Below are 25,051 nucleotides of genomic sequence, written 5' to 3'. Positions count from 1 at the left end.
GTCCGTGTGAAGATGCACGGGTGACAGACATTCGTGACCTCACCGTGGGCGTGTTGGGCGGCACCGGCGCCCAGGGCAAGGGCCTGGCGATCCGCTGGGCCAAGGCGGGCGTCAAGGTGATCATCGGCTCCCGCAGCGCCGAGCGGGCCGAGCTCGCGGCCAAGGAGATCGTCGAGGTCGCGGGCGGTGACGTCCGGGGCGCGGACAACTCGGACTGCGCGGCCGACTCCGACATCGTGCTGGTGGCGGTTCCGTGGGACGGCCACGGCGACCTGCTCGCGTCCCTGCGCGACCAGCTGGCCGGGAAGATCGTCATCGACTGCGTGAACCCGCTCGGCTTCGACAAGCAGGGGCCGTTCGCGCTGCCCGTCACCGAGGGCAGCGCCGCCCAGCAGGCCGAGGCGCTGCTGCCGGAGTCCAAGGTCACCGCCGCGTTCCACCACGTCTCGGCCGTGCTGCTGGCCGACCTGACCGTGTCCGAAGTGGACATGGACGTGCTCGTGCTGGGCGACGACCGCGAGGCCACCGACACGGTCCGCGAGCTCGCCGAGCTCGTGCCGGGCTTCCGCGGCGTCTACGGCGGACGGCTGCGCAACGCCCACCAGGTCGAGGCGTTCACCGCGAACCTCATCGCGATCAACCGCCGCTACAAGACCCACGCCGGTCTGAAGATCACGGGCGTCTGATGCTTCCCGTCGACGACCTCGGTGAGCCGGTACCGGTCGACCAGCCCCAGCGCGTGGTCAGCCTGGTTCCGTCCATCACCGAGGCCGTCGCGGTCAGCGTCCCGTCCTCGCTCGTCGGTGCGACGGACTACTGCACGCATCCGTCCTCTTTGGACGTTGCGCGGGTCGGCGGTTCCAAGTACCCGGACGTCGACAAGGTCCTGGAGCTGAAGCCTGACCTCGTGATCGCGAACTCCGAGGAGAACCGCGCCGAGGACGTCGACCGGTTGCGCGCCAACGGCATCCACGTCTGGGTCACGGAAGCGCCGGCCACGGTGCCGATGGCGTTGAAGTCGCTCAGAAGACTGTTCGGCCTGGCGTGGGACCTCGAACCCGACTGGCTCGTCCGATCCGAAGACCTCTGGCGTGACACGAAACCGGCGAAGCTCACCGCGCTGATCCCGGTCTGGCGTCGTCCGTGGGTCGTCGTCGGCCGCGACACATTCGCCACCGATGTGTTGCGGCGCTTGGGAATCGAGAACGTCTACGCGTCGCACGACGAGCGTTACCCGCGTCCGTCGCTGGAAGAGCTGAACGCGAAACGCCCTGACCTGGTGATTCTGCCCGACGAGCCGTACGTGTTCACCCACGAGGACGGCCCGGAAAGCTTCCCCGGCTTGCCATACGTGCTGGTCAACGGCCGCCACCTGACGTGGTACGGCCCGTCGCTCGTCGAAGCCCGCGCAAGCCTGGAGAAAGCGCTGAACTACGGCCAGGGTTGACAAACCACGGGTGGATTCGCGGAACCCCTTGCGTTGCCAGGATCTTCGCCATGGGGAAACTAGCCGCGATCATCGCGACCGCCGCAGCCGTCACGACCCTGACCGCCGTCCCGGCCTCCGCCGAGCCGGTGGTCATCTACCAGCTGTCCGGCACGAACCGCTGTCTCGCCGACACCGGTACGAACGTTGTTCTGCAGCCCTGCAACCGGACGTCCGAGGCGCAGCGCTGGATCGTCCCGATCACCGATGCCGTCGACTGGCCGCACAACATGGCCACCGACAAGTGCCTGGGCGCCACCGCCGCCGGTGACGTGCTGGGCCAGGCCTGCGCGAGCGGCACCACCCGCTGGCACCGGATCCCGCCGGCGGGCAGTGCCTTCCAGTTCCGCAACGCCGCGTCCGGCAAGTGCCTGACCGCTCAGGTCACCGTGGCGGCGTGCGGCACGACGAGCGCGCGCTGGGTCGGCCTGCGCTGAACGGCAGGTGACACGTTCGGCCGCTATCCGGACGTGTCACCTCCACCGCAAGGTTCGTGGCGTGAAGAAACTCCTCGCCACCATCGCGACCGCCGCCGCCCTCGTCACCCTCAACGCCGCACCCGCCCACGCCTTCGGCGACGTGATCATGTACCAGCAGGTGGGCACCACCAAGTGCTTCAGCACGTTCAGCGGCCTCTCGGTCAGCCTGGCCACCTGCAACCCTGCCGACACCCGCCAGCAGTGGTCGGTGGGCTACTACAGATTCCCGCAGGTGCATCCCATGAACGTGTACACGGGCACGTGCCTGGAGCACTACGCCACGGTCCGCGTCCTGCTCAACACCTGTGTCAGCGGCGGCAACCAGCGCTGGTACACCAACTCGTCGACCGGCACCTACACCATCCGCATCGAGCCTGAGAAGAAGTGCGTCGAGCCAACATCGAGCAACGGTCTGAGGCTCGACCCCTGCACCGCCGCCTCGACGCGCTGGAAGGAGATCGTGCTGGTCCGCGGCTAGTCCCGGAACCGGTCCGTCGCCTCCAGCAAGGCCGAAAGGATGCCGGGCTCGTCGTACGCGTGCCCGGCATCCGGCACCACCACCAGTTCCGAACCGGGCCATGCCTTGTGCAGATCCCAGGCGGACACCGCAGGTGTCGCGATGTCGTACCGCCCCTGCACGATCACGCCGGGAATGTCCTTCAGACGACCGGCGTCCCGGATCAGCTGCCCCTCCTCGAACCACCCGCCGTGCACGAAGTAGTGGTTCTCGATCCGCGCGAACGCCAGCGCGTACTCCGGCACCGCGAACTCCGCCACCAGTTCGGGCCGCGGCAGCAACGTCACGGTCGCGCCCTCCCAGGTGCTCCACGCGACAGCGGCAGGTCCGTGCACCGCGGGATCCGGCGAGGCGAGCAACTTCGCATACAGCTCAACGGGATCGCCTTCGAGGCCGGCGAGCGGCGCCGTGAACTTCTCCCACAGGTCGGGGAAGAGGTTCGCCGCCCCGCCGCGGTAGTACCAGTCCACTTCGGACTCTCGCAGCGTGAAGATCCCGCGCAGCACCAGCTCGGTAACGCGATCCGGGTGCTTTTCCGCGTAGGCGAGGGCCAAAGTCGACCCCCAGGACCCGCCGAACACCTGCCAGCGCGAGATTCCGAGCGACTCCCGCAGCCGTTCGATGTCGGCGACGAGGTGCCAGGTCGTGTTCAGCGACAGATCACCGGACACGGAAGCGTGCGGCAACGAGCGCCCGCACCCGCGCTGGTCGAACAGCACGATCCGGTAGGCGTCGGGGTCGAAGAGCCGGCGGTGCGACGGCGAACACCCGCCACCGGGGCCGCCGTGCAGGAACACCACAGGTTTGCCGGAAGGGTTTCCGCACTCCTCCCAGTACACGAGGTTGCCGTCACCGGTGTCCAGGTGACCTGACGCGTGGGGCTCGATCTCCGGGTACATGGGCCTATCGTCGAGCACATGGCTCAGTTCACGAAGGAGACCTCCACCACGGGGGCGTTCGTCCGGCAGCCGAACCGCTTCACCGCCCGCCCGGAGCCCGAACCGGGCCGCTACCGGCTCGTCGTCAGCCTCGCCTGCCCGTGGGCCCACCGCGCGATCATCGTCCGCAAGCTCCTGAACCTCGAGGACGCCATCTCGCTGGCGGTCGTCGACCCGATCCGCGACGAACGCGGCTGGCGCTTCGCCACGACCGACCCGGTCCTGGACATCGACTTCCTGAGCGAGGCGTACAAGAAGGCCGATCCGAACTACGACGGCCGAGTCACTGTCCCGGCGCTGATCGACACCACCACCGGCGAGGTCGTCACCAACGACTACCCGCAGATCACGCTGGACTTCAGCCTGAAGTGGCGCCCGGAGAGCACCCTCTACCCGGAACACCTGCGCGAAGAGATCGACGCCTGGATCGAGCCGATCTTCCACAACGTCAACAACGGCGTCTACAAGGCCGGGTTCGCCACGTCACAAGAGGCCTACGAGCAGGCGTACACGAACCTGTTCGCGGAGCTCGATCGCCTGGAAACCCACCTCGACATCCACGAGTTCCTGGTCGGCGGCCAGCTCACCGAGGTCGACATCCGGCTCTGGACCACGCTCGTCAGGTTCGACGCGGTCTACCACAACCACTTCAAGTGCAACCGCAACAAGCTCACCGAGATGCCGAACCTCTGGGCCTACGCGAAACGCCTCTACGGCCTGTTCGCGGACACGGTCGACTGGGACCACATCAAGCGCCATTACTACGTGACGCACCACCAGATCAATCCGACCGGAATCGTGCCGGCGGGCCCAGACCCGGAGGTCTGGACCCGCCCGTAGCCAACGATCAGTGGAAGGTGTGCTCGGGACCGGGGAACTGGTGCCCGCGCACCTCGTTCGCGAACTCGGTCGCCGCGCCCAGCATGATGTTGCCGATGTCGGCGTAGCGCTTGACGAACCGGGGAGCCTTGCCGCGGTTCAGGCCCATCATGTCCTGCCAGACGAGGACCTGGGCGTCGGTGTCCGGACCGGCGCCGATGCCCACGGTCGGGATGACGAGGTCGTGTGTGATCTGCTTCGCGACCTCGGCGGTCACCATCTCCAGCACGACCGCGAACGCGCCCGCCTCCTGCACCGCGATGGCGTCCTGGACGACGACGTCGTGGTTCTCGTGGCGGCCCTGGACCCGGTAGCCGCCCAGCTGGTGCTCGGACTGCGGGGTGAAGCCGATGTGCGCCATGACCGGGATGCCCGCGGCGGTGATCGCGCGGATGTGCGGCGCGAAGTAGGCGCCACCCTCCAGCTTGACCGCGTGCGCCTGGCCTTCCTTCATGAACCGGATCGCGGTCGCGACGGCCTGCTCGACCGACACCTGGTAGGAGCCGAACGGCAGGTCAGCGACCACGAGAGTGCGCTTGACCGAGCGCGTCACGGCACGTACCAGCGGGATGAGCTCGTCGACCGTGACCGGCAGCGAGGTCTCGTTGCCGAAGACGGTGTTCGACGCGGAGTCGCCGACCAGCAGAACGGGGATGCCGGCCTCGTCGAAGATCGAGGCGGTGAACGTGTCGTAGGCGGTGAGCATGGGCCACGGCTCGCCGCGTTCCTTCATCTCACGCAGGTGGTGAACGCGAACCCGCTTGGCAGGGGCCTTCTGACCCGATCCGTTGCCGTACGGCGCGGAAACTTCGGCAGTGGTCATCGTCGACCGGTCCTTTCCTCGAGGCCCACGTGGGGTCCCCGGGCGCTTGGTGCACGGTTGCCGAACACCAGAGTGGCACCGTTGGCCACAAACCGGCAGAGGATGCGGTTACCGTCACACGCACGATGCGCTCAGCGGTCGGGCAGACCCTGGAGCACCTCGCGGACGGCCATCACCACGGCGTCCGGCCGGTCCATCTGGATCATGTGACGACTGCCGGGAACAGGCACGTTGCGTCCCCACGGCACGAGAGCGGCCAACGAGCGGTGCTCCGGCCACACCTTCCGACCTGCGGTGAGCACCAGCCATGGGACTCGTGGCAACGCACGGCGCTGACGAAGCCGTTCCAAGGTCGCCACCTGACCGGGGTACGACGCGAGCTCCCACAGCACCGCCCGCCCCACCCCAGGCCGCCGGTAGACGAGTTCGACCAGGTCAGCGGGTGCGGGATCGGTCACGCCGAGCGTCGAGGCCGCGGTCAGCCAGTTCCGGAACGAGTGCCCGTACCGCCGGGTGATCCGTGCGCCGAGCCAGCGGCTGCCGAACGCCCGCAGCCCCTGCGCGACGACGGCCGACATGTCGAACGGAGCCCCGCCACCAGGCGTTTCGGCGTCCGGATCGAGCAGCACGACCCCGTCGACCCGATGTGGCCGCAGCCGGGCGTAGGCCTCGACGTGCAGGGACGCCATCGAGTGTCCGATGAGGATCGCTCGCGGCACCCCGCGCAGCACCGCGTCCAGCACGGCCACCTCACGTGCGAGCGACGGCCCGCGCCGCGCCGGACCGCTCATCCCGAGCCCCGGCCGGTCGAACACGATCACCCGGACGAGTGGCTGGAGCAGCCTCACCGTCCGGTCCCAGTCGAACCACGCTCCACCCAGCCCCGAGCTGAGCACGACGACGGGTCCGCCGACACGCCCGGAGGCGGCGACATGCACCCGCCCCGCTGAAGACGGAATCATGGCGGTCATCGGTCGACCTCGGGAGTTGAAGTGGTACCGGCGTGGAAGTGGAAGGCCGCGGGCGCGATCGCGACCGTAGTGCAGCTGGCCGCGGTGTTGTCGCTGCTCCGGGTGATCCTGCCGGAGGACAGCTGGTTCACCGACGTCGCCGACGGCATCGGGTACTTCTTCGGCCTGCCGATCGACGGCAACCTCTTCATCGCCCTGGTGTTCTTCGTGCTCGGCGCCGCCCTGCGCAGGCACAAGCGAGCAGCGCTGTGGGCGTTGCTGCTGTTCCAGGTCATGGGCCTGCTGCTGGTCGGCTTCATCATGGTCATCTTGGCGCTGGCACCTGAAGAAATCCTGGATGAGGGCGAAGTTCCGCATTGGGCGTTTCTCGGTGTCGGCGTCGCGACCTCGCTCGTGTTCGTGGTGCTGCTGTGGGTGGTGCGCGAGGCGTTCCCCGCCCGGTTGGCGCGGGGTGCGTGGCGGCGGGCGCTGGCGTCGTTCGTGCTGGGCATGGTCGTGCTGGTGCTGGTCGGCTGGGGTCTCACCGAGGTGTTCCCCGGCAAGCTCGTGGAGCAGCTGGACAAGCTGGCGTGGGCGGCGAACCAGGCCACGGGTGAGATCGTCCGGCTGGGACGGTTGGACATCCCCGAGGGCCCGCAGTGGCTGAGCGTGCTGCTGGGTCTGGGCGGCACGCTCGTCGCGATCCGCGCGATGTACGTGTTCTTCCGCGGTGTCCGCACGCAGAGCATGATCACGCCGGACCAGGAGCTGGACGTGCGCCGGCTGCTCGCGGCCGACGGCGAGCCCGACTCGCTGGGCTACTTCGCGACCCGGCGCGACAAGAGCGTGGTGTTCGCCGCGTCTGGCCGGGCGGCGCTGACCTATCGGGTGATCGGCGGCGTCTCGCTGGCGTCGGCCGACCCGATCGGTGACGAGGACGCGTGGTCGGAAGCCGTGCAGGCGTGGCTGTCCGAGGCACGCACCTACGGCTGGACTCTTGGCGTTCTGGGCGCGTCCGAACGGGGTGCGCAGGTCTACTCCGACGCCGGGCTGAAGGTGCTGGAGATCGGCGACGAGGCGATTCTGGACGTCCGCGAGTTCGTCCTCGCCGGTCCGGAACGCCGTGGGCTGCGCCAGGCGGTCTCCCGTGTCGAACGGGCCGGGTACACCGCGCGGGTGCGCCGGCACAGCGAGATCGCGCCGGACGAGATGGCGTCCATTCTGGACCTGGCCGAGGCCTGGCGAGGTGCCGAGACCGAGCGCGGGTTCTCGATGGCGTTGGGGCGCTTGGGAGATCCGAGCGACGGCCGGTGCGTGATGGTCGAGGCCTACGACGCTTCGGGTGCGTTGCGCGGGCTGTTGTCGTTCGTGCCGTGGGGCCGTCGTGGTGTGTCGCTGGATCTGATGCGGCGCGACCGGGCGGCGGAGAACGGTCTGAACGAGTACATGGTCGCCCAGTTCGCCGCCGCGGCCGGGCATCTTGGCGTGCAACGGATCTCGTTGAACTTCGCGATGTTCCGCGCGGTGTTCGAGGAGGGCGAGAAGATCGGCGCCGGCCCGGTGCTGCGGGCGTGGCGGCGGGTGCTGTCGCTGGCGTCGCGGTTCTTCCAGCTGGAGTCTCTGTACCGGTCGAACGCGAAGTACCTGCCCGATTGGGAGCCGCGGTTCCTCTGCTACCAGCGCTCCCGGTCGTTGCCGCAGGTCAGCATCGCCGCGGGTGTCGCGGAAGGGTTCGTGCCGTCGCTGCGGTCGTTGCGCAAGCGGGCCCTGCAGAAGACGGACGTGAGCTCCGACTTCGCTCTGAAGGTCGCCGAGATCGACGCGATTCGTGTCGAACCGAAGGCTGTGCGGCGCCCCGAGCAGGTCCGGGTGCGGATCGCGAAGGTCGAACGGCTCGTGGCCGCCGGCGTCGAGCCATATCCGGTGGGCTTCGACCGGTCGCATCTCCTTGAAGCGGCACGGGAACGCTTCGGCGAGAAGGTCTCGGTCACCGGACGTGTGGTGGCGCTGCGGGAGATGGGCAAGCTGTGCTTCGCGCGGCTGCGGGACTTCGGCGGCGAGATCCAGGTGATGCTGACCGCCGACACGCTGGGGGAGGCGCTGACGTCCTGGAAGTCCGATGTGGACCTGGGCGACCACGTCGGCGTGACGGGCCTTGTGATCAAGTCGGACCACGGCGAGATATCGGTGCTGGCGTCGTCGTGGACGATGACGGCGAAGTGCCTGCACCCGTTGCCGGACAAGCGGAAGGGCTTCACCGACCCGGAGGCGCGCGTGCGCCAGCGCTACCTCGACCTCGTGGTGAACCAGGACTCGGCTCATCTGCTGAAGCTGCGCAGCGACGTGATCCGCAGCGTCCGAGAGTTCCTGCACTCGCACTCGTACCTCGAGGTCGAGACGCCGATGCTGCAGTCGGTGCACGGCGGCGCGAACGCCAGGCCGTTCGTCACCCACATCAACGCCTACGACATGCGCATGTACCTGCGGATCGCGCCGGAGCTGTACCTGAAACGGCTCTGCGTCGCGGGTGTGGACCGGGTGTTCGAGCTGAACCGCAACTTCCGCAACGAGGGCGCGGACGCCACGCACAACCCCGAGTTCACGATGCTGGAGGCCTATCAGTCCTATGCGGACTACCGGGTCATGCTCGACCTGGCACGTGAGTTGATCCAGCACGCGGCACGGACGGCGTTCGGCTCCGAGGTGGCGCATCGGCCGGACGGTGCCTTCGACATCTCGGGGGAGTGGCCGGTGGTTCCGGTCTACACAGCGGTGTCCGAAGCGTTGGACGCTGTCGTCACGCCTTCGACCTCGGTGTCGGAACTGCGCTCGCTGCTCGCCGCACGGGGTGTCGAGATCAACGAGGACTGGGACCACGGCCAGCTCGTGCAGGAGGCGTACGACTCGTTCGTGGAGTCCGAGACCGTCGGCCCCACCTTCTACATCGACTTCCCGACGTCGGTGTCACCGCTGACCCGGCAGCACCGCGTCGACCCCAGGCTGGCCGAGCGGTGGGACCTCGTGGCGTTCGGTGCGGAGATCGGCACGGCGTACTCCGAGCTCACCGACCCGTTGGAGCAGCGCCGCCGACTCGAAGCGCAGTCGTTGAAGGCTGCTTCTGGTGACGTCGAGGCGATGGAGCTGGACGAGGACTTCCTGCGCGCGCTGGAACACGGCATGCCGCCGACGGGCGGGCTGGGTATGGGTGTCGACCGGTTGCTGATGATGCTGACCGGCACGACGATCCGGCAGTCGGTGCTCTTCCCGTTCGTCCGGCCTCAATGATTTGTCGGTGATCTACGAACCTACGTAGGTGTTGCGTTCGCTCGAACTGGTCCATCCTCGGCGTCACCCTGCATGAGGAGAACCATGTCAACAATTCGCCGAAAGCCGCTGGCAATGCTGGTGGCAGGCGTGACGACCGCGGCGTTCCTGTTCGGGACGTCGCCGGGAACCGCGGGACCGGCCCCTGCACCGGTCGCGCAAGAGAGCCCGACCTACGTCTACCGCGTGAACGCGCCGCTGGGAGAGAAGGCCCAGAAGCTGCTGGCGCGCGGGTTCGACGTGCTGGAGGAGCGAGACGGCGACGACCTGTTCGTGCTGGGCGGTCGTGCCACGTCGCAGAAGCTGGCCGACGCCGGGTTCGCGCCCGTCGTCGAGTCCGTGATGGAGCCACCGCAATGGGATGCGCCGGCCCTCAGCGCGGCCGCTGATGTGAACGAGACGTACTACGGCGGCTACCGGACGATCAACGCGCACCAGGCACACCTGGACCAGGTCGCGTCGCAGTATCCGGGCTTGACGACGGTGGTCGACTACGGCGACTCGTGGAAGAAGACCCAAGGCGCGGGCGGACACGATCTGCGGGCGATCTGCATCACGAAGAAGAACGCCGGTGACTGCGAACGCCGGACGAACGCGCCGAAACCGCGGTTCTTCGTGATGGGCCAACTGCACGCGCGCGAGATCACCACTGGTGACATGGCGTGGCGGTGGATCGACCACCTCGTCGCCGGCTACGGCACGAACAGCCAGGTGACGAACCTGCTGAACTCGACCGAGGTGTGGGTGGTGCCGATCGCGAACCCGGACGGCGTGCAGATCGTGCAGTCCGGTGGCAGCTCGCCGAAGCTGCAGCGCAAGAACGCCAACAACACGAACGGCAACTGCACGAGCGGTCAGATCGGCATCGACCTGAACCGCAACACCAGCTCGCACTTCGGTGGCAGCGGAACGTCGACGAACCCCTGCAACGAGACGTACCGCGGTCCGGCGGCCAACTCCGAGTCCGAGACGAAGGCGTTGCAGTCCTTGTGGCGGTCGCTCTACCCGGACAAGCGCGCGACCGGTGACACGGCGCCCGCGGCGAACGACACGCGCGGCGTCGTCGTGAGCATGCACAGCTACTCGAACCTGGTGCTGTTCCCGTGGGGCTGGAGCACGGCCGACACGGGCAACGACCGGCCGTTGCGCGCGATGGCGAAGGAGATGGCCAGGCTCGCGGGCGGCTGGACGTACGGCCAGCCGGGCGAGGTGCTGTACAACGCGGCGGGCGCGACCGACGACTGGGTCTACGACGACCTGGGCGTCGCGAGCTTCGTCTGGGAGATCGGCTCGGGCAGTGGCAGCTGCTCGGGCTTCCTGCCCGCGTACTCGTGCCAGTCGTCCACGCACTGGCCGAAGGTCCTGCCGATGCTGATGTACGCGGCGGGCAAGGCGGCCGCCCCCTACAGCGGCTGATCGCCACCATCGGCCTGCTGGGCCTCGCCAGGTCCAGCAGGCCGATTCGGCTCAGTGATCCAGGTACGCGAGCACGGCCTGAACCCGGCGGTCGCCCGCCCCGTCCTCGGTGTTCAGGCCGAGCTTGAGGAACACGTTGCCCACGTGCTTGTGCACCGCACCCGCGCTGACGACCAGCCGTTCGCCGATGGCCGCGTTCGACAACCCTTGTGCCATCAACCCGAGCACCTCGCGCTCACGTGGTGACAGCACGCTGAGCGCGTCGTCCGCCTTGCGCCGCACCAGGAGTTGCGACACGACCTCGGGGTCGAGCGCCGTGCCACCGTTCGCCACGCGCTGCAACGAGTCGAGGAAGTCCGCGACCTTGCCGACACGTTCCTTCAGCAGATAGCCGACGCCACCGCTCGTGCCCGCCAACAGCTCGTGCGCGTAGCTCTGCTCCACCCACGCTGACAGCACCAGCACGGCCAGTTTCGGGTGCCGCCGTCGTGCTTCTACGGCTGCCTTGAGTCCCTCGTCGGTGAACGTAGGTGGCATCCGTACGTCGACAACGGCGATGTCGGGCTCGTGCTCGGCCACGGCTTCGAGGAAGTCGGTCGGGTTGTCGGTCGCCGCTGCGACTTCGAGGCCTTCGTTGCGCAACAACAACGTCAGCCCCTCGCGGAGCAGAGCGTCGTCTTCGGCGATCACGATGCGCATGGTCACTTCCCCACAGGTAGTACGACGGTGAGCACGGTAGGGCCACCGGAAGGACTGCTGACGCTCGCGGTGCCGTCCAGCGCCTCCACCCGGCCGCGGATGCCGTCCAGCCCGGTTCCCCGCGCCGCGTCGGCGCCGCCCTTGCCGTCGTCGTGCACCAGAACGGTGAGCCCCTGGCCGTCGACCCCGAGGCTGACCCACGCGTGTCGCGCTCCGCTGTGCTTGGCCACGTTCGTCAACGCCTCCGCCACCGCGAAGTACGCCGCCGCCTCCACCGCGGCGGGGAGTCGTCCGAGATGCTCGGCCTGCAGCACGCACGGCACCGGGCACCGCGCCGCCAAAGCCTGGATCGCCCCGTCCAGCCCCAGGTCCTCCAGCACGGGCGGGTGAATGCTGCGCACGACGTTCCGCAGTTCCTCCAGCGCGTCGCCCGCCGCGTCCTGTGCCCTCAACAACGCTTGCAGCGCGTTGTCAGGGTTCTGCTTCAGCGTCCGTTCCGCGATCCCGAGCATCATCACGACGCCGACCAGCTTGTTCTGCGTGCCGTCGTGCAGGTTCCGCTCGATGCGCCGCAGCTCGGCCCCGTGCGCCTGCAACGCGGCGGCCCTCGTCGCGACCACCTCGGCGAGCCGCTTCTCCAACGATGCCCGCGGCGGCGACAGCAACGTCCGGGCCAACCTCGCGTCCAGCTGGGCCAGGCGCGGCAGCTGCGTCAGGATCAGCGTGAGCACGATCCCGATCGGCACGCTGAGCAACGCCGTCGCCCACGAGTCGACGTGGACGCCGAACGAGTTCTCCATCCCACCAGGCACCGACCACCAGGTGAGCACCACGACCGGCTGCTGCACCAGCGACCCCGGCACGCCGACGGCGATCGCCCCGAAGAGCGTGCCCACCAGCGCGTGCGTGATCAGCCACATCCCGTCCCGGCGACTGGCGGGATCGGCCAGCACCCGTTGCGCCCGGTGCAGCCACGGCCCGTCGAGCGGCTCGGCGGACGGCACGGCCACGCCGGTGTAGCGCGCGAGCCGCTGCCGGTCGAAGTCCACGATCCGACGGATCACCGGCGCGGTGATGGGCAGCAACGGCAGCACGACCACGGACAGCAGCAACACACCGATCGCCAGCCACGACGCTATGGCCGTCAACAGGCCGGTCGCCAGGTAGGCGAGTGCCGCCCAGATCCGTCTCATGAGGGCAAACCTAGCCAAAGGACCAGGTCGCGCGCGGTAGAGCAGGCTCTACCCCTCGCGCCACCCGTTCGTGATCGGCAGCCGGCGGTCCCGCCCGAACGCCTTGACGGAGATCTTGGTGCCCGGCGGGTACTGGCGGCGCTTGTACTCGGCCTTGTCCACCATCCGCAGCACGCGGTCGACCAGCTCGGACGAGAACCCGGCGGAGATCAGGTCGTCGTACCCGCGGTCGCCGTCCACGTACTGGGTGAGCAGCGAGTCCAGCAGGTCGTAGTCCGGCAGCGAGTCCGAGTCGACCTGGCCTGGCCGCAGCTCGGCCGACGGCGGCTTGGTGATCGAGTTCTCCGGGATCGGCGGCACCTCGCCGCGCTTCTCCGCCTCGGTGTTGCGCCACCGCGCCAGCCCGAACACCAGCGTCTTGAAGACGTCCTTGATCGGCGCGTAGCCACCGACCGCGTCGCCGTAGATCGTCGAGTACCCGACCGCGAGCTCGGACTTGTTGCCCGTCGCGAGCACCAGGTGCCCGTGCTGGTTCGACAGGCCCATCAGCAACATGCCGCGGCAGCGGGCCTGGATGTTCTCCTCGGCCAGACCGGTCAGCGAGAGCTGCGAGACGTACGTGGACACCATGTCGCCGATCGGCTCGGTGCTGAAGTGCAGTCCGGTGCGCTGGGCCAGATCCGACGCGTCCGACTTGGAGTGCTCCGACGAGTACGACGAAGGCATCGACACGCAGTACACGGAGTCGGCGCCGAGAGCGTCCACGGCCAGAGCGGCCACAACGGCCGAGTCGATGCCACCGGACAGACCGAGCACAACGGACCGGAAGCCGTTCTTGTGCACGTAGTCGCGCAGACCGGTGACCAGCGCGTGCCACACCTCTGCCTCATCGGACAGCGGCTCGAACACCCGAGGCGCGGGCAACGGCTCGTAAGCGGCGACCGCGTCGGACACGAACACACGGCGCATGTAGAAGTCGCCGATCTGCCCCTGCTCGTACTCCGAGCCCTCCGGCAGATCGAAGTCCACGAGCATCAGGTGCTCGACGAACTGCGGCGCTCGCCCGATCAGCTGACCGTCCTCGGCGACGACCAGCGAGTCGCCGTCGAACACCAGCTCGTCCTGCCCGCCGACGAGGTTGCAGTAGACGAGCGGCGCCCCGGCCTCGGCGGCCCGGCGCGCGACCAGCGGCAGCCGCTGGTCGTCCTTGTTGCGCTCGTACGGCGACGCGTTCGGCGAGACCACCAGGTCGACCCCGGCGTCACCCAACGCGCTGGTCGGGCCGTGGTCCTGCCAGAGGTCCTCGCAGATCGCCATGCCGACCTCGACACCGTTGATCCGCACGATGTCCAGGGACGCCCCCGGCTTGAAGTGCCGCCGCTCGTCGAAGACGCCGTAGTTGGGCAGGTGGTGCTTGCTCTGCCGCGCCACGACACGCCCGCCGTGCAGCACACCCACGGCGTTGCGCGGACCCACGGAGTCGTGTTCCAGATACCCGACGACCGCGGCCACGGAACCGAGCCCGGCGTCGTCCAGCGTCCGAGCCAGCTCCTCCAGCGCCTCCGCGGAAGCACGGGCGAACGACGTGCGGATCGCCAGGTCCTCGACCGGGTAGCCGGTCAGCACCATCTCGGGGAACACCACGAGGTGCGCGCCGCCCTCACGGGCCTTGCGCGTCCAGTCCACGACCAACGACGCGTTCCCGGAAAGGTCGCCGACAGTGGCGTTGACCTGGGCGAGCGCGATGCGAAGCTGCGGCATGCCCTCATCATCTCCCATACCATCGGGCTGTGGTCCGTCTCTTGAGCGTGTTGCTGGTCATTCCCCTTCTCGCCTCGTGCACGTCGGTCCTGGAAGGGACGGCCAAACCGGGCGTGACCCTCGAGAAACCGGGTCCTGCCGGGACTGTCCCCGCAGGTCTGGAGAAGTTCTACGGTCAGCAGCTCGCGTGGCAGGACTGCTCGTCGTTCGCCACGACCGGGTCGAGCAGACAGGCGTACGGCAGCAAGCGGGACGTCGAGTGCACCCGTCTCTCCGTCCCGCTCGACTACTCCAAACCAGACGGCGACACGATCACGATCGGCGTCCTGCGGTACAAGGCGACCGGCCAGAAGATCGGGTCGTTGCTGATCAACCCCGGCGGCCCCGGCGCGTCCGGCATGGCGTCGGCCGCGGGCATGGTCTCGGACTACCGCAAGACCGATCTCGGCAAGCGCTTCGACCTGATCGGGTTCGACCCGCGGGGCATCGGCGCGAGCGAGCCGGAGGTGAAGTGCCTCACCGGACCGGAGCGCGATGCCGAGCGTTTGGACCTCGACGTTGATACGAGCGCGCAGGGAATCGCCCAAACGGAGCAAGAGAACAAGGCATATGCCGAGAAGTGTGCCGCCGGAACAAAATTCGGGGCGGCAATGCTCGCCAACTTGGGCACGCGGGACGTAGTTAAGGACATGGATGTCCTCCGCTCTGCGCTCGGCGACGCGAAGCTGAGCTATGTCGGGTACTCGTACGGCACCCGCATAGGCACCGAATACGCCGAGACCTTCCCCCAGAACGTGCGCGCGCTCATCCTCGACGGCGCGGTCGATCCGACCCAGGACCAGCTCGCGTCGCTGGTCGCCCAGGCAGCCGGCTTCCAGAAGGCGTTCGACGAGTTCGTGAAGTGGTGCCGCGAGAAGGGCGAATGCCCTCTCGGCGACGACGCCAACGCGAGCTTCCGCCAGCTCACGACGCCGTTGATCCAGAAACCGGTCGGCGTCGGCGACCGCAAGCTCTCCTACAACGACGCGATCACCGCCGCGATCCAGGCGATGTACTCGGAGCAGCTCTGGCCGGTCCTGCTCAAGGGCCTCAACGAGCTGAAGAACGGTCGCGGCACGACGTTGCTGGCCCTCGCCGACGCCTACTTCGACCGTGACGACCAGGGCAACTACTCGACCATCACGGACGCGTTCAACGCCGTGCACTGCGTCGACGACCCACGGCTGACGGACAAGAACGCGCTGTTGGAGACCGCGAAGAAGTACAAGGAGGCGGCGCCGTTCCTCGACGACGGCAACCCGCCCGGCGCGGCGCTCGACTCGTGCGCGTTCTGGCCAGCCCCCGTCTCGGCCCGCACCGGCCCGCCGAAGGCCGACGGCATCCCGCCGCTGCTGGTCATCTCCACGACCGGTGACCCCGCCACGCCGTACCAGGCGGGCGTGAACCTCGCGAAGGCGCTCAACTCGAAGCTGCTCACGTACGAGGGCGTCCAGCACACGGTCTTCCTGCAGGGCGTGCAGTGCGTCGACGAGGTCGGCGTGAAGTACCTGATCGACCAGACCTTGCCCGCCGACGGAACCCGGTGCGCCTAATGTCGAAGAGGCGATCCCGAGTCACCGCTGCCTTGTTCGCCTTGATCGTTCTGCTCGGCACGTCCACGTCCTACGCGCGCATAGACGGCAACCCCGTCGCCGCGCGCAAGGGCCTGGCGCGCTTCTACGAGCAGGCGTTGGCGTGGGGCGCGTGTCAGCCGTTCGCGACGGACGCGAAGAGCAAGGGCCTGTACGAGCGCGAGGGCATCCAATGTGCGCGGTTGCAGGTCCCGCTCGACTACGAGAAGCCGGACGGGGGCACGATCTCCGTCGGTCTCTTACGCCGGCAGGCCTCCGAACAGGGGCGACGGGTCGGTTCCGTGGTGGTGAACCCCGGCGGTCCGGGTGGCTCGGGCATGGCGCACGTCGCGAACATGCAGCCGAACAACCCGGTCGGCAAGCGGTTCGACGTCGTGGGATTCGACCCGCGCGGTGTCGGCGCGAGCCTGCCCCGCGTGCAGTGCCTGACCGACTCCGAACGGGACGCGCAACGGCTGCGGCCCAAGGGAGAGAGCGCGAACCAGACCGAACAGGAGAACAAGTTCTTCGTCGACAGGTGCACCGAGCGCAGCGGTATCGACCTCCTGAAGAACGTGGGCACCCGGGACGTCGCGCGTGACGTCGACGTGCTGCGCGGGGCGTTGGGCGAGAAGAAGCTGACGTACCTCGGCTACTCCTACGGCACGCGCATCGGCACGTTGTACGCCGAGATGTACCCGAAGAACGTGCGCGCGATGGTGCTCGACGGCGCGGTGGCCGCCGACGGCGACAAGGTGGACGCGGCGGCACGGCAGGCGCAGGGCTTCGACCAGGCGTTCCAGCGGTTCGCGGGCTGGTGCGCGCAACGCGACTGTCCCATCGGGAAGGACCCGAACTCCGCCGAGTCCAAGTTCCGGCAGGTGATCGAGCCGCTGAAGAAGACGCCGTTGCAGGTCGGCGAGCGCAAGCTGTCCCACTCGGACGCGAACACCGCCATCATCCAGGCGATGTACTCGGACCGGCTGTGGGAGACGGCGCTGAAGGGTCTTCAGGAACTCAAGCAGAACAAGGGTTCCACGCTGCTGCAGCTTGCCGACCAGTACCTAGGCCGCGCCCAGGACGGCTCGTACTCCCGCATCCAGGACGCGTTCGTGGCCATCCGCTGCGTCGACGAACCACCGGTGAAGGACCGCGCCGAGCTCGAGTCCAACCGTCGCAGGCTGCTGGAGATCCTGGGCAACGACACGGTTCCCACCGACGAGACCGCGCTCGGGCCGTGCGCGTTCTGGCCGGCCCCGCACACCTCGGAACCGCATCGGCCGCAGGTGCAGGGACTGCCGCAGGTGCTGGTGATCTCGACGACCGGTGACCCGGCGACGCCCTACCAGTCCGGAGTGGACCTTTCGCGGGCGCTCGGGGCGCGGTTGCTGACGTACAACGGAAACCAGCACACGGCGTTCCTCGCGGGCATCGGCTGCGTGGACGGCGTGGGCACGAACTACCTGGTGGACTTGAGGCTTCCGGAGACGGACTCGGTCTGCTGACGGCGTTTCCCGGGCAGGAGGACCGAACCCAGCGCTCCGAGCGCGCAAATCACCGCCGTGATCAGGAAGATCTCGTGGTACTCGGTGAGCAGCGCCTCGGTGAGCCTGCGCTGGTACTCGGCCAACTGCTGCTGGTAGACGTCCTTCTCGACCCCGAACGGCAGCGGGGTGTTCAGGCCTGCCGTGAGCTCCTTGAACCGGTGGAGTCCCCACGCGGACAAAGCCGCCACGCCCACGAGCATGCCCGTCATGCGCGCGACGACGACGAACGCCGACGCCACGCCGTGCCTGACTGACGGGACGACGCGCAGCACAGCGCCGGACAACGGCGCGATGACCAGACCCAGCCCGAACCCGGCGATGGCCAGGTCGCGGGTGAGTGCGAACCCGCTGACGTCAACGGGCCACTGCGCGATGAACACGTACGACACCGCGGCGATCGTGAGGCCACCGAACGACACCCAGCGGTCGCCGAGACGTGACGCGAGGAACCCACCCAGGACAGCGCCGATCGGCAACGCGACCAGGAACCGGGTGAGCAGGGTCGCGGCGGCAGCGGAGTCGCGGCGCAACACGGTCTGCGCGAACAGTTCCACGTCGACCAGCGTCACCATCAACGCGGCACCGGCCGCGAGCGACACGCCGAGCACGGCCCAGAACGGCCGCCACTGCACGCCTTCCGGGTCGATCAGCCTGGTGGCCGAACGGCGTTCCCACCAGAAGAAGACGGCCAGGACGACTACCGCCGCCGCCAGCACCGGCCAGCCCCAGGACGGCAGCACCGACTCGGCGGGCTTCGGGTTGTAGAGGGCGACCACCAGCAGCGACAACGCGATGGCGAGCAACGCGCCGCCCACGACGTCGATGCGCACCTCACGCCGTGTGTTCGGCACGGTCCGTTGCACGATCACCATCGCGATGACCGCCAACGGCACGTTGACCCAGAACACCCACCGCCAGCTCTGCGGCTCCCACGACTCGAACAACGGCAACGCGTTGAACAGCGACGCAACGCCGATGCCGTACAGCGTGCCGAGAACAGACCCCAACTCTTGAGCAGCACCGACCGCGCCAAGAGCGGTCGACCGCCGGTGCTCCTCCCACAGGTCGGCGACGAGAGCCATCGTGACCGGCAGCAACGCGCCACCGGCCAAGCCCTGCACCACACGTCCGGTGACGAGCAACGGCGACTCGGCCGCGAGAGCCGTGATCACCGAGCCCACCAGGAACCCGAGCAGCGACACCTGCAGCACGAACCGCCGCCCCAGCCGGTCAGACAGCTGCCCGAGCAACGGCATGCCCGCCACGTACCCGAGCAGGTACCCGGTGACGATCGGCGTGGCCTGGTGCAGGTCGTTCACCGCGATGCCCAGGTCACGCACCATGTCCGTGAGCACACCGACGACGACGTACGCGTCCAACGCGCCGAGGAGCACAGCCGCGCCGGACGCGGCGAGGGCGACCTTCCGCATTACTCGGGTGCTACGACTGTGACGGGCTTGTCGAAGTCCGCGAGCCCGACGTCGACCTTCTGACCACCGGGCAGCTCGAACAGCGCGTTCTTCAGCCGGTTGTCCTTGTCGATCGAGAACGTCGCCTTCACGTCGGCGGAGATGCCGGGCACGAGACCCGCGGCCACGTCCTTCGGCACGGTCGCCTCGACCACCGACAGGTCACCGGACGACTTCGTCTTCGCGTCCTTAGTGCTGGCCAGGACCTTCGCGACACCCTTGTCGGGGTTCAGGATCGCGGACGGGTCGTACACCTGGCCCGCGAACGCCGCCGGCAGCTTGGTGAACCCGCCGGTCGGGCCCTTGAAGTGCAGGTTTCCGCCGGTCAGCACGTACTCGATGGACAGCAGCTGGCCGCCGAACGTGACCTTCGCGTTGCCCTTCGAGTCGCCGCCGGACGTGAGGTCGCCGTCGGCCTCCTTCACCGGGACGTCCGGCAGCTCTCCCTCCACCTTGATGGTGAAGTGGACGCTCTTGACCGAGCGCATCGACTCGGCCGATTTCGAGAGCAACGTCGCACCATCGGGGAGATCTCCACCGGACGTGCAGCTCGTGAGCAGGGCGAGTGCGCAAACCAACAACCAACGGGCGGACATGCGTTGATCGTAGAGTCCCGGGAGCCCTTAAGCTGCGCCCTATGGACCGCCAGCAGGAGTTCGTGCTCCGCACGCTCGAGGAACGCGACATCCGGTTCGTCCGGCTCTGGTTCACGGACGTCCTGGGCTTCTTGAAGTCCGTGGCGGTCGCACCGGCCGAGCTCGAAGGCGCCTTCAGCGAGGGCATCGGGTTCGACGGCTCGGCGATCGAGGGTTTCGCCCGTGTCTACGAGTCGGACATGGTCGCGAAGCCGGACCCCGCCACGTTCCAGGTGCTGCCCTGGCAGACCCCGGACGGCTCGAACTACTCCGCGCGCATGTTCTGCGACATCACCATGCCGGACGGCTCCCCGTCGTGGGCCGACCCGCGCCACGTGCTGCGCAGGACGTTGTCGAAGGCGAGCGAGGCCGGGTTCACCTGCTACGTGCACCCCGAGATCGAGTTCTTCCTGCTCAAGGACCTGCCCGGCGACGGCAGCGAGCCGCAGCCCGCGGACAACGGCGGCTTCTTCGACCAGACGTCGCACGAGACCGCCACGCACTTCCGCCGCCACGCCATCGAGGCGCTGGAGGCGATGGGCATCTCCGTCGAGTTCAGCCACCACGAGGGCGCGCCCGGCCAGCAGGAGATCGACCTGCGCTACGCCGACGCGCTGACCATGGCGGACAACGTCATGACGTTCCGCTACGTGGTGAAGGAGGTCGCGATCACGCAGGGCGTGCGCGCCTCGTTCATGCCCAAGCCGTTCTCCGAGCAGCCGGGCTCCGGCATGCACACGCACTTCTCGTTGTTCGAGGGCGACCGCAACGCGTTCCACGACGAGGAAGACCCGTACCAGCTCAGCGACATCGGCAAGATGTTCGTCGCGGGTGTGCTGAAGCACGCGCGCGAGATCTCCGGCGTCACGAACCAGTGGGTCAACTCGTACAAGAGGCTGATCGTCGGCGGTGAGGCACCCACGGCCGTGTGCTGGGGTCACGCCAACCGGTCGGCATTGGTCCGTGTGCCGATGTACTCGCCGGGTAAGTCGTCGTCCCGCCGCGTGGAGATTCGTTCGCTCGACTCCGCGTGCAACCCGTACCTCGCCTACTCGGTGATCCTGGCCGCCGGGTTGAAGGGCATCGAGAAGGGCTACGAGCTGCCGCCGCCCGCCGAGGACGACGTGTGGTCGTTGACGGATCGGGAGAGGCGCGCGGCCGGCTACGCGAACCTGCCGCAGAACCTCGGCGAGGCCCTCGCCGAGATGGAGAACTCGGAGCTGCTGCCCGAAGCGCTGGGCGAGCACGTCTACGACTTCTTCCTGCGCAACAAGAGGACGGAGTGGGACGCGTACCGTCGTAGCGTCACCCCGTACGAGTTGCGCTCTCTTCTTCCCGTGCTGTGAGGCCGATACGTTGCTCTCCGTGACAGAGGTACCCGAGTTCCAGCCGACGATCTGCGCGTGCACGGTCGCCACGGCGGCGGAACTGCCCGCGGTGAAGGTCCTGTCCAGCTCGTTCCTCGCGGAGCACCCCGAGGGCCGGTTCGTCGCGCTGATCGTGGACGCGCAGCCGGAGCACGCCGGTCCCGGGCTGATCACGCCCGCCGAGATCGGGGTGTCCGAGCTCGAGCTGCACGTGCTCGCGACCTCGCTGGACGCTGACGCGTTGAAGGCAGCTGTGTTGCCGCGGCTGCTGGAAGCGTTGCTGACACAGGGCATGCCCGTGCTGTACCTCGACCCGTGGGTGCAGGTGTTCGGGTCGTTGACGAAGCTCGTGCTGGAGTCGTTGCGCAACGCACCCGTGGTGCTGCTGCCGCGCACGTTGCGGCCGTTGCCGTCCGACGGTCTGCAGCCCGGTCCGGCCGACCTGCACGACCTCGGCGCGTTCGACCCCGGTTTCATCGCCGTGGGTGAAGGGGCCGAGCCCTACCTGGCTTCCCTGGACATGCCGGCGATCGTCCCGCACCACGTGCTGCGGGACGCGCGGCTCGGGTTGTCGGTGTGGAACGTCGCCGACCGGCCGTTGCACCGCACCGAGTCGGGTTCGCTCGCCGTGGTCGGCCAGGACCTGCTGACGGTGCACTTCCGCGGGTTCGATCCGCGTCGTCCGTGGCTGCTGTCGGCGGATTTCACCGAACGGCCGCGCGTGCTGCTGTCGGAGTACGCCGAGGTCGCCGAGCTGTGTTCTTCGTATCGTGCCGAGCTGGTGCGCTGCGGGTGGACCGTGGCGCCCGTGCCGTACCGCTTCGGTGCGCTCGTCGACGGGACTGTCATCCCGTCCGAGCTGCGCGCCGACTACCGGGAAGCCTCGCCGACGCCGTTGCCTGCGTTCGGGGAAGACGGTGGTGGTGGGTTCCTCGTCTGGGCGTGCGAGCCGACGGAGATCGGTGGCACGCGGTGGGCGGACGCGGTGTGGCGTGCGGATGTCTTGCTGCAGCAACAGTTCCCGGCGCCTTACGGTGCGGACGCTGACGCGTGGCGCGAGTGGTGTTCCGGTGTCGGTGTCGCTTCCGGACGCTTGCCCGTGCCTGCCGTGCCGCAGCCACGTGCCGATGGACCCGCACTGCTCGACCAGCTCGGTGTGTCCGTTGTGGGCTCTGGGCCGTTGGCGGACATGATGCTCGCGGCGGCGCGCGCGTCCGGACTGCCGGTGTCCACTGAGGCCAGTTATCCCGTTGTGGTGCGGACTTCTCCCGACGACGAGGTGCCTCCGGGCCGGTTCGTCGTCGAGGTGGCGTTGGACGCCACTGCCGCGGACGACCGCACGGGCGTCAACGAGCTGTGGCTGTCTTCGGACCTGTCTCGTGCTGCTGCCGAACGCATCGGCGGACCGATCGTGCGGGTCATGCCCGTGCCGGTGGCCGACGTTGGCGCGCGTGAGCACACATCTGGTGATGTGGTGGTGTTCGCGGCGATCGCGGACCATGCGCTTGATCGGCCCGGCAACGTGCTGGGTGCGGTGTCGGCGTTCTTGAGTGCGTTCCCGGATCGCACGGACGTGGAGCTGCGGATCGCGGTGTCCGGGGCGTTCGAGCACCCGGAAGCAGCTGAGCGGTTGCGTTTGGCCACGGCCTCTGACCAGCGGATTTCGTTGGTCGAGGACTTCGACGTGTGCCTGGACGCAGACGCCGTGGTGTCGTTGCACCGGGGTGGGGCGGACGATCGGATCGCGCTGCGTTTGGCCTCTCTGGCCGTGCGGGGCGTTCCTGTCGTGGCGTCCGACCATGGCGCCGTTGCCGAGTTGTTCGGCAAGACCGCTGTTCTCGTGCCGTGTCACCAAGGTGCCGAGCCCGATGTGCAGGCAGCTTCGCGGTTGCTGCGCTCGTTGGCCGATGACCTGCCGACCGCAGAGGCGCTGGGTGCTGCTTCTCGTGAGCACGTACTGGCCGTGCGGTCCGTTCCGCGCGTGGCGGAGATGCTGCGCGAACGCGTCGAGCACGCGTATCGGGGATGGCGCGCGCGTCGGCCGAAGCCGAAGCCCGAGGTCGACCCGATGCTCGCGCTGCAGTCGGCCAAGCACGCGTTACTACGTCAGCCGAACATAGACACCGCTCATCGGACGCCGATGGCGCCGGCGTTGCGCAAGATCGTGTTGCGCGCGTTGGACCACTACGACAACCACATGCGCCAGGTGCTGCACACCCTGATCGACGGGGTGGAGCGCACGGTGTCCGAGCTGGTCGACCGGCAGGACGCGCTGCGGACCGGTGTCGGCGCGGGTGAGCTGGAGCTGCTGCGGGCCGAGATCGAGCAGGTCGCGGGCCGGCAGTCGCACTTCGGTGACCAGCTCGTCGGTGTGGACGACGGTGTCGTGCGCGTGCGTGCGGACATGGCCGGTCAGGGTCGCCGGTTGCGGGACATCGAGGACGCGGTGGTCGCCGAGGCGGCGAAGCGCGCGACGTCCGACGACGTGCTGGCGGAGCGGATCGACAAGCTGACGGTCGCTCTGGATCGCACGCTGGACCGGATCGACTCGTTGGAGTCGAAGGTTGTCGAGGTGTTCCGCGAGCGCGACTCGCGGTTGGACGTTGCTGTGCGTGCGGCTCATCAGGCACAACAGACCGCGGACGCTCTTCGGCGCGTGGTCGTTCGTCAGCACGAGGCCGCTGGTGACGCGCCTGAGGTGCGTTCGTCGTTGGTGTTGTGCGACGCGGGCATGATGCGTCTGCCCTCTGACGACGCGTTCATGCTCCCGCTGTTGTCGTCCAACGGCGTGTGGGAGCCGGACCTCGCGGAGCTGCTCGACTCGGTGCTGGAGCCGGACGGGATCTTCCTCGACGTCGGTGCCTACGTCGGATATCACTCGATCAGGGTGTTGTCGCGACTCGGCCTGATGGGAGCCGTCGTCGCCGTCGAGCCGGATCCTTCCGCTGCGGCACTTCTGCGCCACAACGTCTCGGCGAACCTGCCTGCCGCGGTGGCTGCTCGTCTCACCGTCGTCGAGGGTGCTGCGTGGGAGAGCGCCGGTGAGCTGGCGGTGTCGCCGACGCTGACCGGTGGTGTGTCCGTGTCGCCGCTGGCCGCGGATGCCGGGGAGGACGTCGCTCGGGTTCGGTCGGTGCGCCTGGACAAGGAGCTCGAGGGAATCGAGCTCGCGAAGGGCATGAAGCTCTCCGTCGTGCGGGTGGACACGCCTGGACGCGGGCATCGGGCGCTGGCCGGGTTGGTGCGGTTGTTGCGTCGCGATCGGCCGCACGTGTTCCTGGAGTTCTCGGCGACCTCGACCGCGGACTTCGGTGACGATCCGGTGACGGTGCTGAAGGAGTTCGGCATCTGGGGCTACGACCTGGTGCCGCTGGCGACTCGTCAGGCTGCTTCGCCGGACCAGATCGTGAGGGCGATGGAGGGTCTTCGTTCCATCACCCTGTGGCTGCGACCGCGTCCGGTTGGCGCCAAGCCGGCTGCTCCTTCGCCGTCCGTGCCGATCAAGCAGCCCGCTGACCAGGCGATTTGACTTTGATCGGGGCTGTGAGTAACTTTCTCCAAGTCGCAAGCGAGACCCCGGAACGAGCGGTTGACACCGCGGATCGGGCCGGGTAAAGTCTCACGGCGTCAAACCCCCAGAAGTAAATGAACGGCCTACCGTGCTGTCCGGGATCTGAAAATGACCCCGATTTGACACCGGAAAACCACTCGGATAACTTCTGAACCAAGCTTAAAACTGAATGCGAAGCGAGTTTGCGCCGAGCCTGAATCGCCGGAAACGCCGATTTGACAAAGCGAAAACGAACGAGCTAAGCTTCAAACACAAGCCCCGAGAGAAACTCTCCGGAAACGGAGAATGGAACCGGTGAGCGCGTGTTCTTTGAGAACTCAACAGCGTGCCGAAACACAGCCAGTAATATGAAAACTCCTCGTCAGGAGTTTTCCTTTGAGTAGATAG

At 68.1% G+C, this 25,051-nt stretch carries 19 protein-coding genes; 11 read left to right on the top strand and 8 right to left on the bottom strand.

Features of this window, described 5'->3' with window-relative positions; all coding sequences use genetic code 11:
* Positions 1 to 20 precede the first annotated feature (20 nt).
* From npdG to AB0M24_RS40245, 4 genes are all read left to right on the top strand, one after another.
* The gene (gene npdG, locus AB0M24_RS40260) at positions 21 to 686 is read left to right on the top strand and encodes an NADPH-dependent F420 reductase (RefSeq protein ID WP_363779029.1); all 666 of its coding nucleotides are present in this window, start codon (positions 21 to 23) and stop codon (positions 684 to 686) included.
* Entirely contained in the window at positions 686 to 1,447 is a 762-nt protein-coding gene (locus AB0M24_RS40255) for a helical backbone metal receptor (protein WP_363779027.1), read from the top strand. Before npdG ends, AB0M24_RS40255 begins: the two co-directional genes overlap by 1 nt.
* A gap of 50 nt (positions 1,448 to 1,497) precedes the next feature.
* Entirely contained in the window at positions 1,498 to 1,923 is a 426-nt protein-coding gene (locus AB0M24_RS40250) for an RICIN domain-containing protein (RefSeq protein WP_363779025.1), read from the top strand.
* A gap of 61 nt (positions 1,924 to 1,984) precedes the next feature.
* Positions 1,985 to 2,443, top strand: coding sequence for an RICIN domain-containing protein (locus AB0M24_RS40245; RefSeq protein WP_363779023.1), 459 nt, complete (start codon positions 1,985 to 1,987; stop codon positions 2,441 to 2,443).
* Here the strand turns inward: AB0M24_RS40245 and pip are convergent.
* The gene (gene pip, locus AB0M24_RS40240) at positions 2,440 to 3,381 is read right to left on the bottom strand and encodes a prolyl aminopeptidase (protein WP_363779021.1); all 942 of its coding nucleotides are present in this window, start codon (positions 3,379 to 3,381) and stop codon (positions 2,440 to 2,442) included. The two genes, AB0M24_RS40245 and pip, sit on opposite strands and share 4 nt — an antisense overlap.
* 18 nt (positions 3,382 to 3,399) lie before the next feature.
* Between pip and AB0M24_RS40235 the strand changes: the two genes are divergently transcribed.
* Entirely contained in the window at positions 3,400 to 4,260 is an 861-nt protein-coding gene (locus AB0M24_RS40235) for a glutathione S-transferase C-terminal domain-containing protein (RefSeq protein ID WP_363779019.1), read from the top strand.
* A 7-nt stretch (positions 4,261 to 4,267) separates the two neighbouring features.
* On the opposite strand, the gene panB is transcribed toward AB0M24_RS40235, so the two are convergent.
* Positions 4,268 to 5,122 carry a 3-methyl-2-oxobutanoate hydroxymethyltransferase gene (gene panB, locus AB0M24_RS40230; protein WP_363779017.1) on the bottom strand — a complete coding sequence of 285 codons (855 nt, stop codon included), beginning with the start codon at positions 5,120 to 5,122 and terminating at the stop codon, positions 4,268 to 4,270.
* Positions 5,123 to 5,253: 131 nt separating this feature from the next.
* Positions 5,254 to 6,093 carry an alpha/beta hydrolase gene (locus AB0M24_RS40225; RefSeq protein WP_363779015.1) on the bottom strand — a complete coding sequence of 280 codons (840 nt, stop codon included), beginning with the start codon at positions 6,091 to 6,093 and terminating at the stop codon, positions 5,254 to 5,256.
* Between the two features lie 21 nt (positions 6,094 to 6,114).
* Here AB0M24_RS40225 and lysX point away from each other — a divergent pair, with 21 nt between their 5' ends.
* Both lysX and AB0M24_RS40215 read left to right on the top strand, forming a co-directional pair.
* The gene (lysX, locus tag AB0M24_RS40220) at positions 6,115 to 9,357 is read left to right on the top strand and encodes a bifunctional lysylphosphatidylglycerol synthetase/lysine--tRNA ligase LysX (protein ID WP_363779013.1); all 3,243 of its coding nucleotides are present in this window, start codon (positions 6,115 to 6,117) and stop codon (positions 9,355 to 9,357) included.
* Positions 9,358 to 9,441: 84 nt separating this feature from the next.
* Positions 9,442 to 10,812 (top strand): M14 family zinc carboxypeptidase, encoded by a 1,371-nt coding sequence (locus tag AB0M24_RS40215; RefSeq protein ID WP_363779011.1) that lies wholly within the window; start codon positions 9,442 to 9,444, stop codon positions 10,810 to 10,812.
* Positions 10,813 to 10,863: 51 nt separating this feature from the next.
* On the opposite strand, the gene AB0M24_RS40210 is transcribed toward AB0M24_RS40215, so the two are convergent.
* Genes AB0M24_RS40210 through AB0M24_RS40200 form a run of 3 tightly spaced genes read right to left on the bottom strand, consistent with a single transcriptional unit; the run spans position 10,864 to position 14,465 of the window.
* Positions 10,864 to 11,511: a response regulator transcription factor gene (locus tag AB0M24_RS40210; protein WP_363779009.1), complete on the bottom strand. Its 648-nt coding sequence runs from the start codon at positions 11,509 to 11,511 to the stop codon at positions 10,864 to 10,866.
* 2 nt (positions 11,512 to 11,513) lie between these two features.
* Positions 11,514 to 12,704 carry a sensor domain-containing protein gene (locus AB0M24_RS40205; RefSeq protein ID WP_363779007.1) on the bottom strand — a complete coding sequence of 397 codons (1,191 nt, stop codon included), beginning with the start codon at positions 12,702 to 12,704 and terminating at the stop codon, positions 11,514 to 11,516.
* Positions 12,705 to 12,752: 48 nt separating this feature from the next.
* A complete protein-coding gene (locus tag AB0M24_RS40200) occupies positions 12,753 to 14,465 on the bottom strand; it encodes an NAD+ synthase (protein WP_363779005.1) in 1,713 nt (570 codons plus the stop codon).
* A 29-nt stretch (positions 14,466 to 14,494) separates the two neighbouring features.
* Between AB0M24_RS40200 and AB0M24_RS40195 the strand changes: the two genes are divergently transcribed.
* Positions 14,495 to 16,057 carry an alpha/beta hydrolase gene (locus tag AB0M24_RS40195; protein ID WP_363779003.1) on the top strand — a complete coding sequence of 521 codons (1,563 nt, stop codon included), beginning with the start codon at positions 14,495 to 14,497 and terminating at the stop codon, positions 16,055 to 16,057.
* A 41-nt stretch (positions 16,058 to 16,098) separates the two neighbouring features.
* On the top strand, positions 16,099 to 17,580 hold the full coding sequence (locus AB0M24_RS40190; protein ID WP_363779001.1) for an alpha/beta hydrolase: 1,482 nt from the start codon (positions 16,099 to 16,101) through the stop codon (positions 17,578 to 17,580).
* On the opposite strand, the gene AB0M24_RS40185 is transcribed toward AB0M24_RS40190, so the two are convergent.
* On the bottom strand, positions 17,535 to 19,052 hold the full coding sequence (locus tag AB0M24_RS40185) for an MFS transporter (protein ID WP_363778999.1): 1,518 nt from the start codon (positions 19,050 to 19,052) through the stop codon (positions 17,535 to 17,537). The two genes, AB0M24_RS40190 and AB0M24_RS40185, sit on opposite strands and share 46 nt — an antisense overlap.
* Complete coding sequence (locus AB0M24_RS40180) at positions 19,052 to 19,687, bottom strand: LppX_LprAFG lipoprotein (protein ID WP_363778997.1); 636 nt, start codon at positions 19,685 to 19,687, stop codon at positions 19,052 to 19,054. The genes AB0M24_RS40185 and AB0M24_RS40180 overlap by 1 nt, the downstream gene beginning before the upstream one ends.
* A gap of 41 nt (positions 19,688 to 19,728) precedes the next feature.
* Between AB0M24_RS40180 and glnA the strand changes: the two genes are divergently transcribed.
* Together glnA and AB0M24_RS40170 are read left to right on the top strand one after the other, a co-directional pair.
* The gene (gene glnA, locus AB0M24_RS40175) at positions 19,729 to 21,072 is read left to right on the top strand and encodes a type I glutamate--ammonia ligase (protein WP_363778995.1); all 1,344 of its coding nucleotides are present in this window, start codon (positions 19,729 to 19,731) and stop codon (positions 21,070 to 21,072) included.
* Between the two features lie 19 nt (positions 21,073 to 21,091).
* Entirely contained in the window at positions 21,092 to 24,622 is a 3,531-nt protein-coding gene (locus AB0M24_RS40170) for an FkbM family methyltransferase (RefSeq protein ID WP_363778993.1), read from the top strand.
* The last annotated feature ends 429 nt before the right edge of the window (positions 24,623 to 25,051 follow it).

This window comes from Lentzea sp. NPDC051838 (assembly GCF_040681245.1).
Classification (GTDB): domain Bacteria; phylum Actinomycetota; class Actinomycetes; order Mycobacteriales; family Pseudonocardiaceae; genus Lentzea.
The sequence above is the reverse complement of the archived record's forward strand: the minus strand, read 5'-3'. Positions and strand labels throughout refer to the sequence as shown.

Excerpts from the sequence above, each read along its gene's own strand:
- AB0M24_RS40255 (WP_363779027.1), top strand. The coding sequence starts at position 686 with ATGCTTCCCGTCGACGACCTCGGTGAGCCGGTACCGGTCGACCAGCCC.
- AB0M24_RS40250 (WP_363779025.1), top strand. The coding sequence starts at position 1,498 with ATGGGGAAACTAGCCGCGATCATCGCGACCGCCGCAGCCGTCACGACC.
- pip (WP_363779021.1), bottom strand. The coding sequence starts at position 3,381 with ATGTACCCGGAGATCGAGCCCCACGCGTCAGGTCACCTGGACACCGGT.
- AB0M24_RS40235 (WP_363779019.1), top strand. The coding sequence starts at position 3,400 with ATGGCTCAGTTCACGAAGGAGACCTCCACCACGGGGGCGTTCGTCCGG.
- panB (WP_363779017.1), bottom strand. The coding sequence starts at position 5,122 with ATGACCACTGCCGAAGTTTCCGCGCCGTACGGCAACGGATCGGGTCAG.
- AB0M24_RS40225 (WP_363779015.1), bottom strand. The coding sequence starts at position 6,093 with ATGACCGCCATGATTCCGTCTTCAGCGGGGCGGGTGCATGTCGCCGCC.
- AB0M24_RS40215 (WP_363779011.1), top strand. The coding sequence starts at position 9,442 with ATGTCAACAATTCGCCGAAAGCCGCTGGCAATGCTGGTGGCAGGCGTG.
- AB0M24_RS40210 (WP_363779009.1), bottom strand. The coding sequence starts at position 11,511 with ATGCGCATCGTGATCGCCGAAGACGACGCTCTGCTCCGCGAGGGGCTG.
- AB0M24_RS40205 (WP_363779007.1), bottom strand. The coding sequence starts at position 12,704 with ATGAGACGGATCTGGGCGGCACTCGCCTACCTGGCGACCGGCCTGTTG.
- AB0M24_RS40200 (WP_363779005.1), bottom strand. The coding sequence starts at position 14,465 with ATGCCGCAGCTTCGCATCGCGCTCGCCCAGGTCAACGCCACTGTCGGC.
- AB0M24_RS40185 (WP_363778999.1), bottom strand. The coding sequence starts at position 19,052 with ATGCGGAAGGTCGCCCTCGCCGCGTCCGGCGCGGCTGTGCTCCTCGGC.
- AB0M24_RS40180 (WP_363778997.1), bottom strand. The coding sequence starts at position 19,687 with ATGTCCGCCCGTTGGTTGTTGGTTTGCGCACTCGCCCTGCTCACGAGC.
- glnA (WP_363778995.1), top strand. The coding sequence starts at position 19,729 with ATGGACCGCCAGCAGGAGTTCGTGCTCCGCACGCTCGAGGAACGCGAC.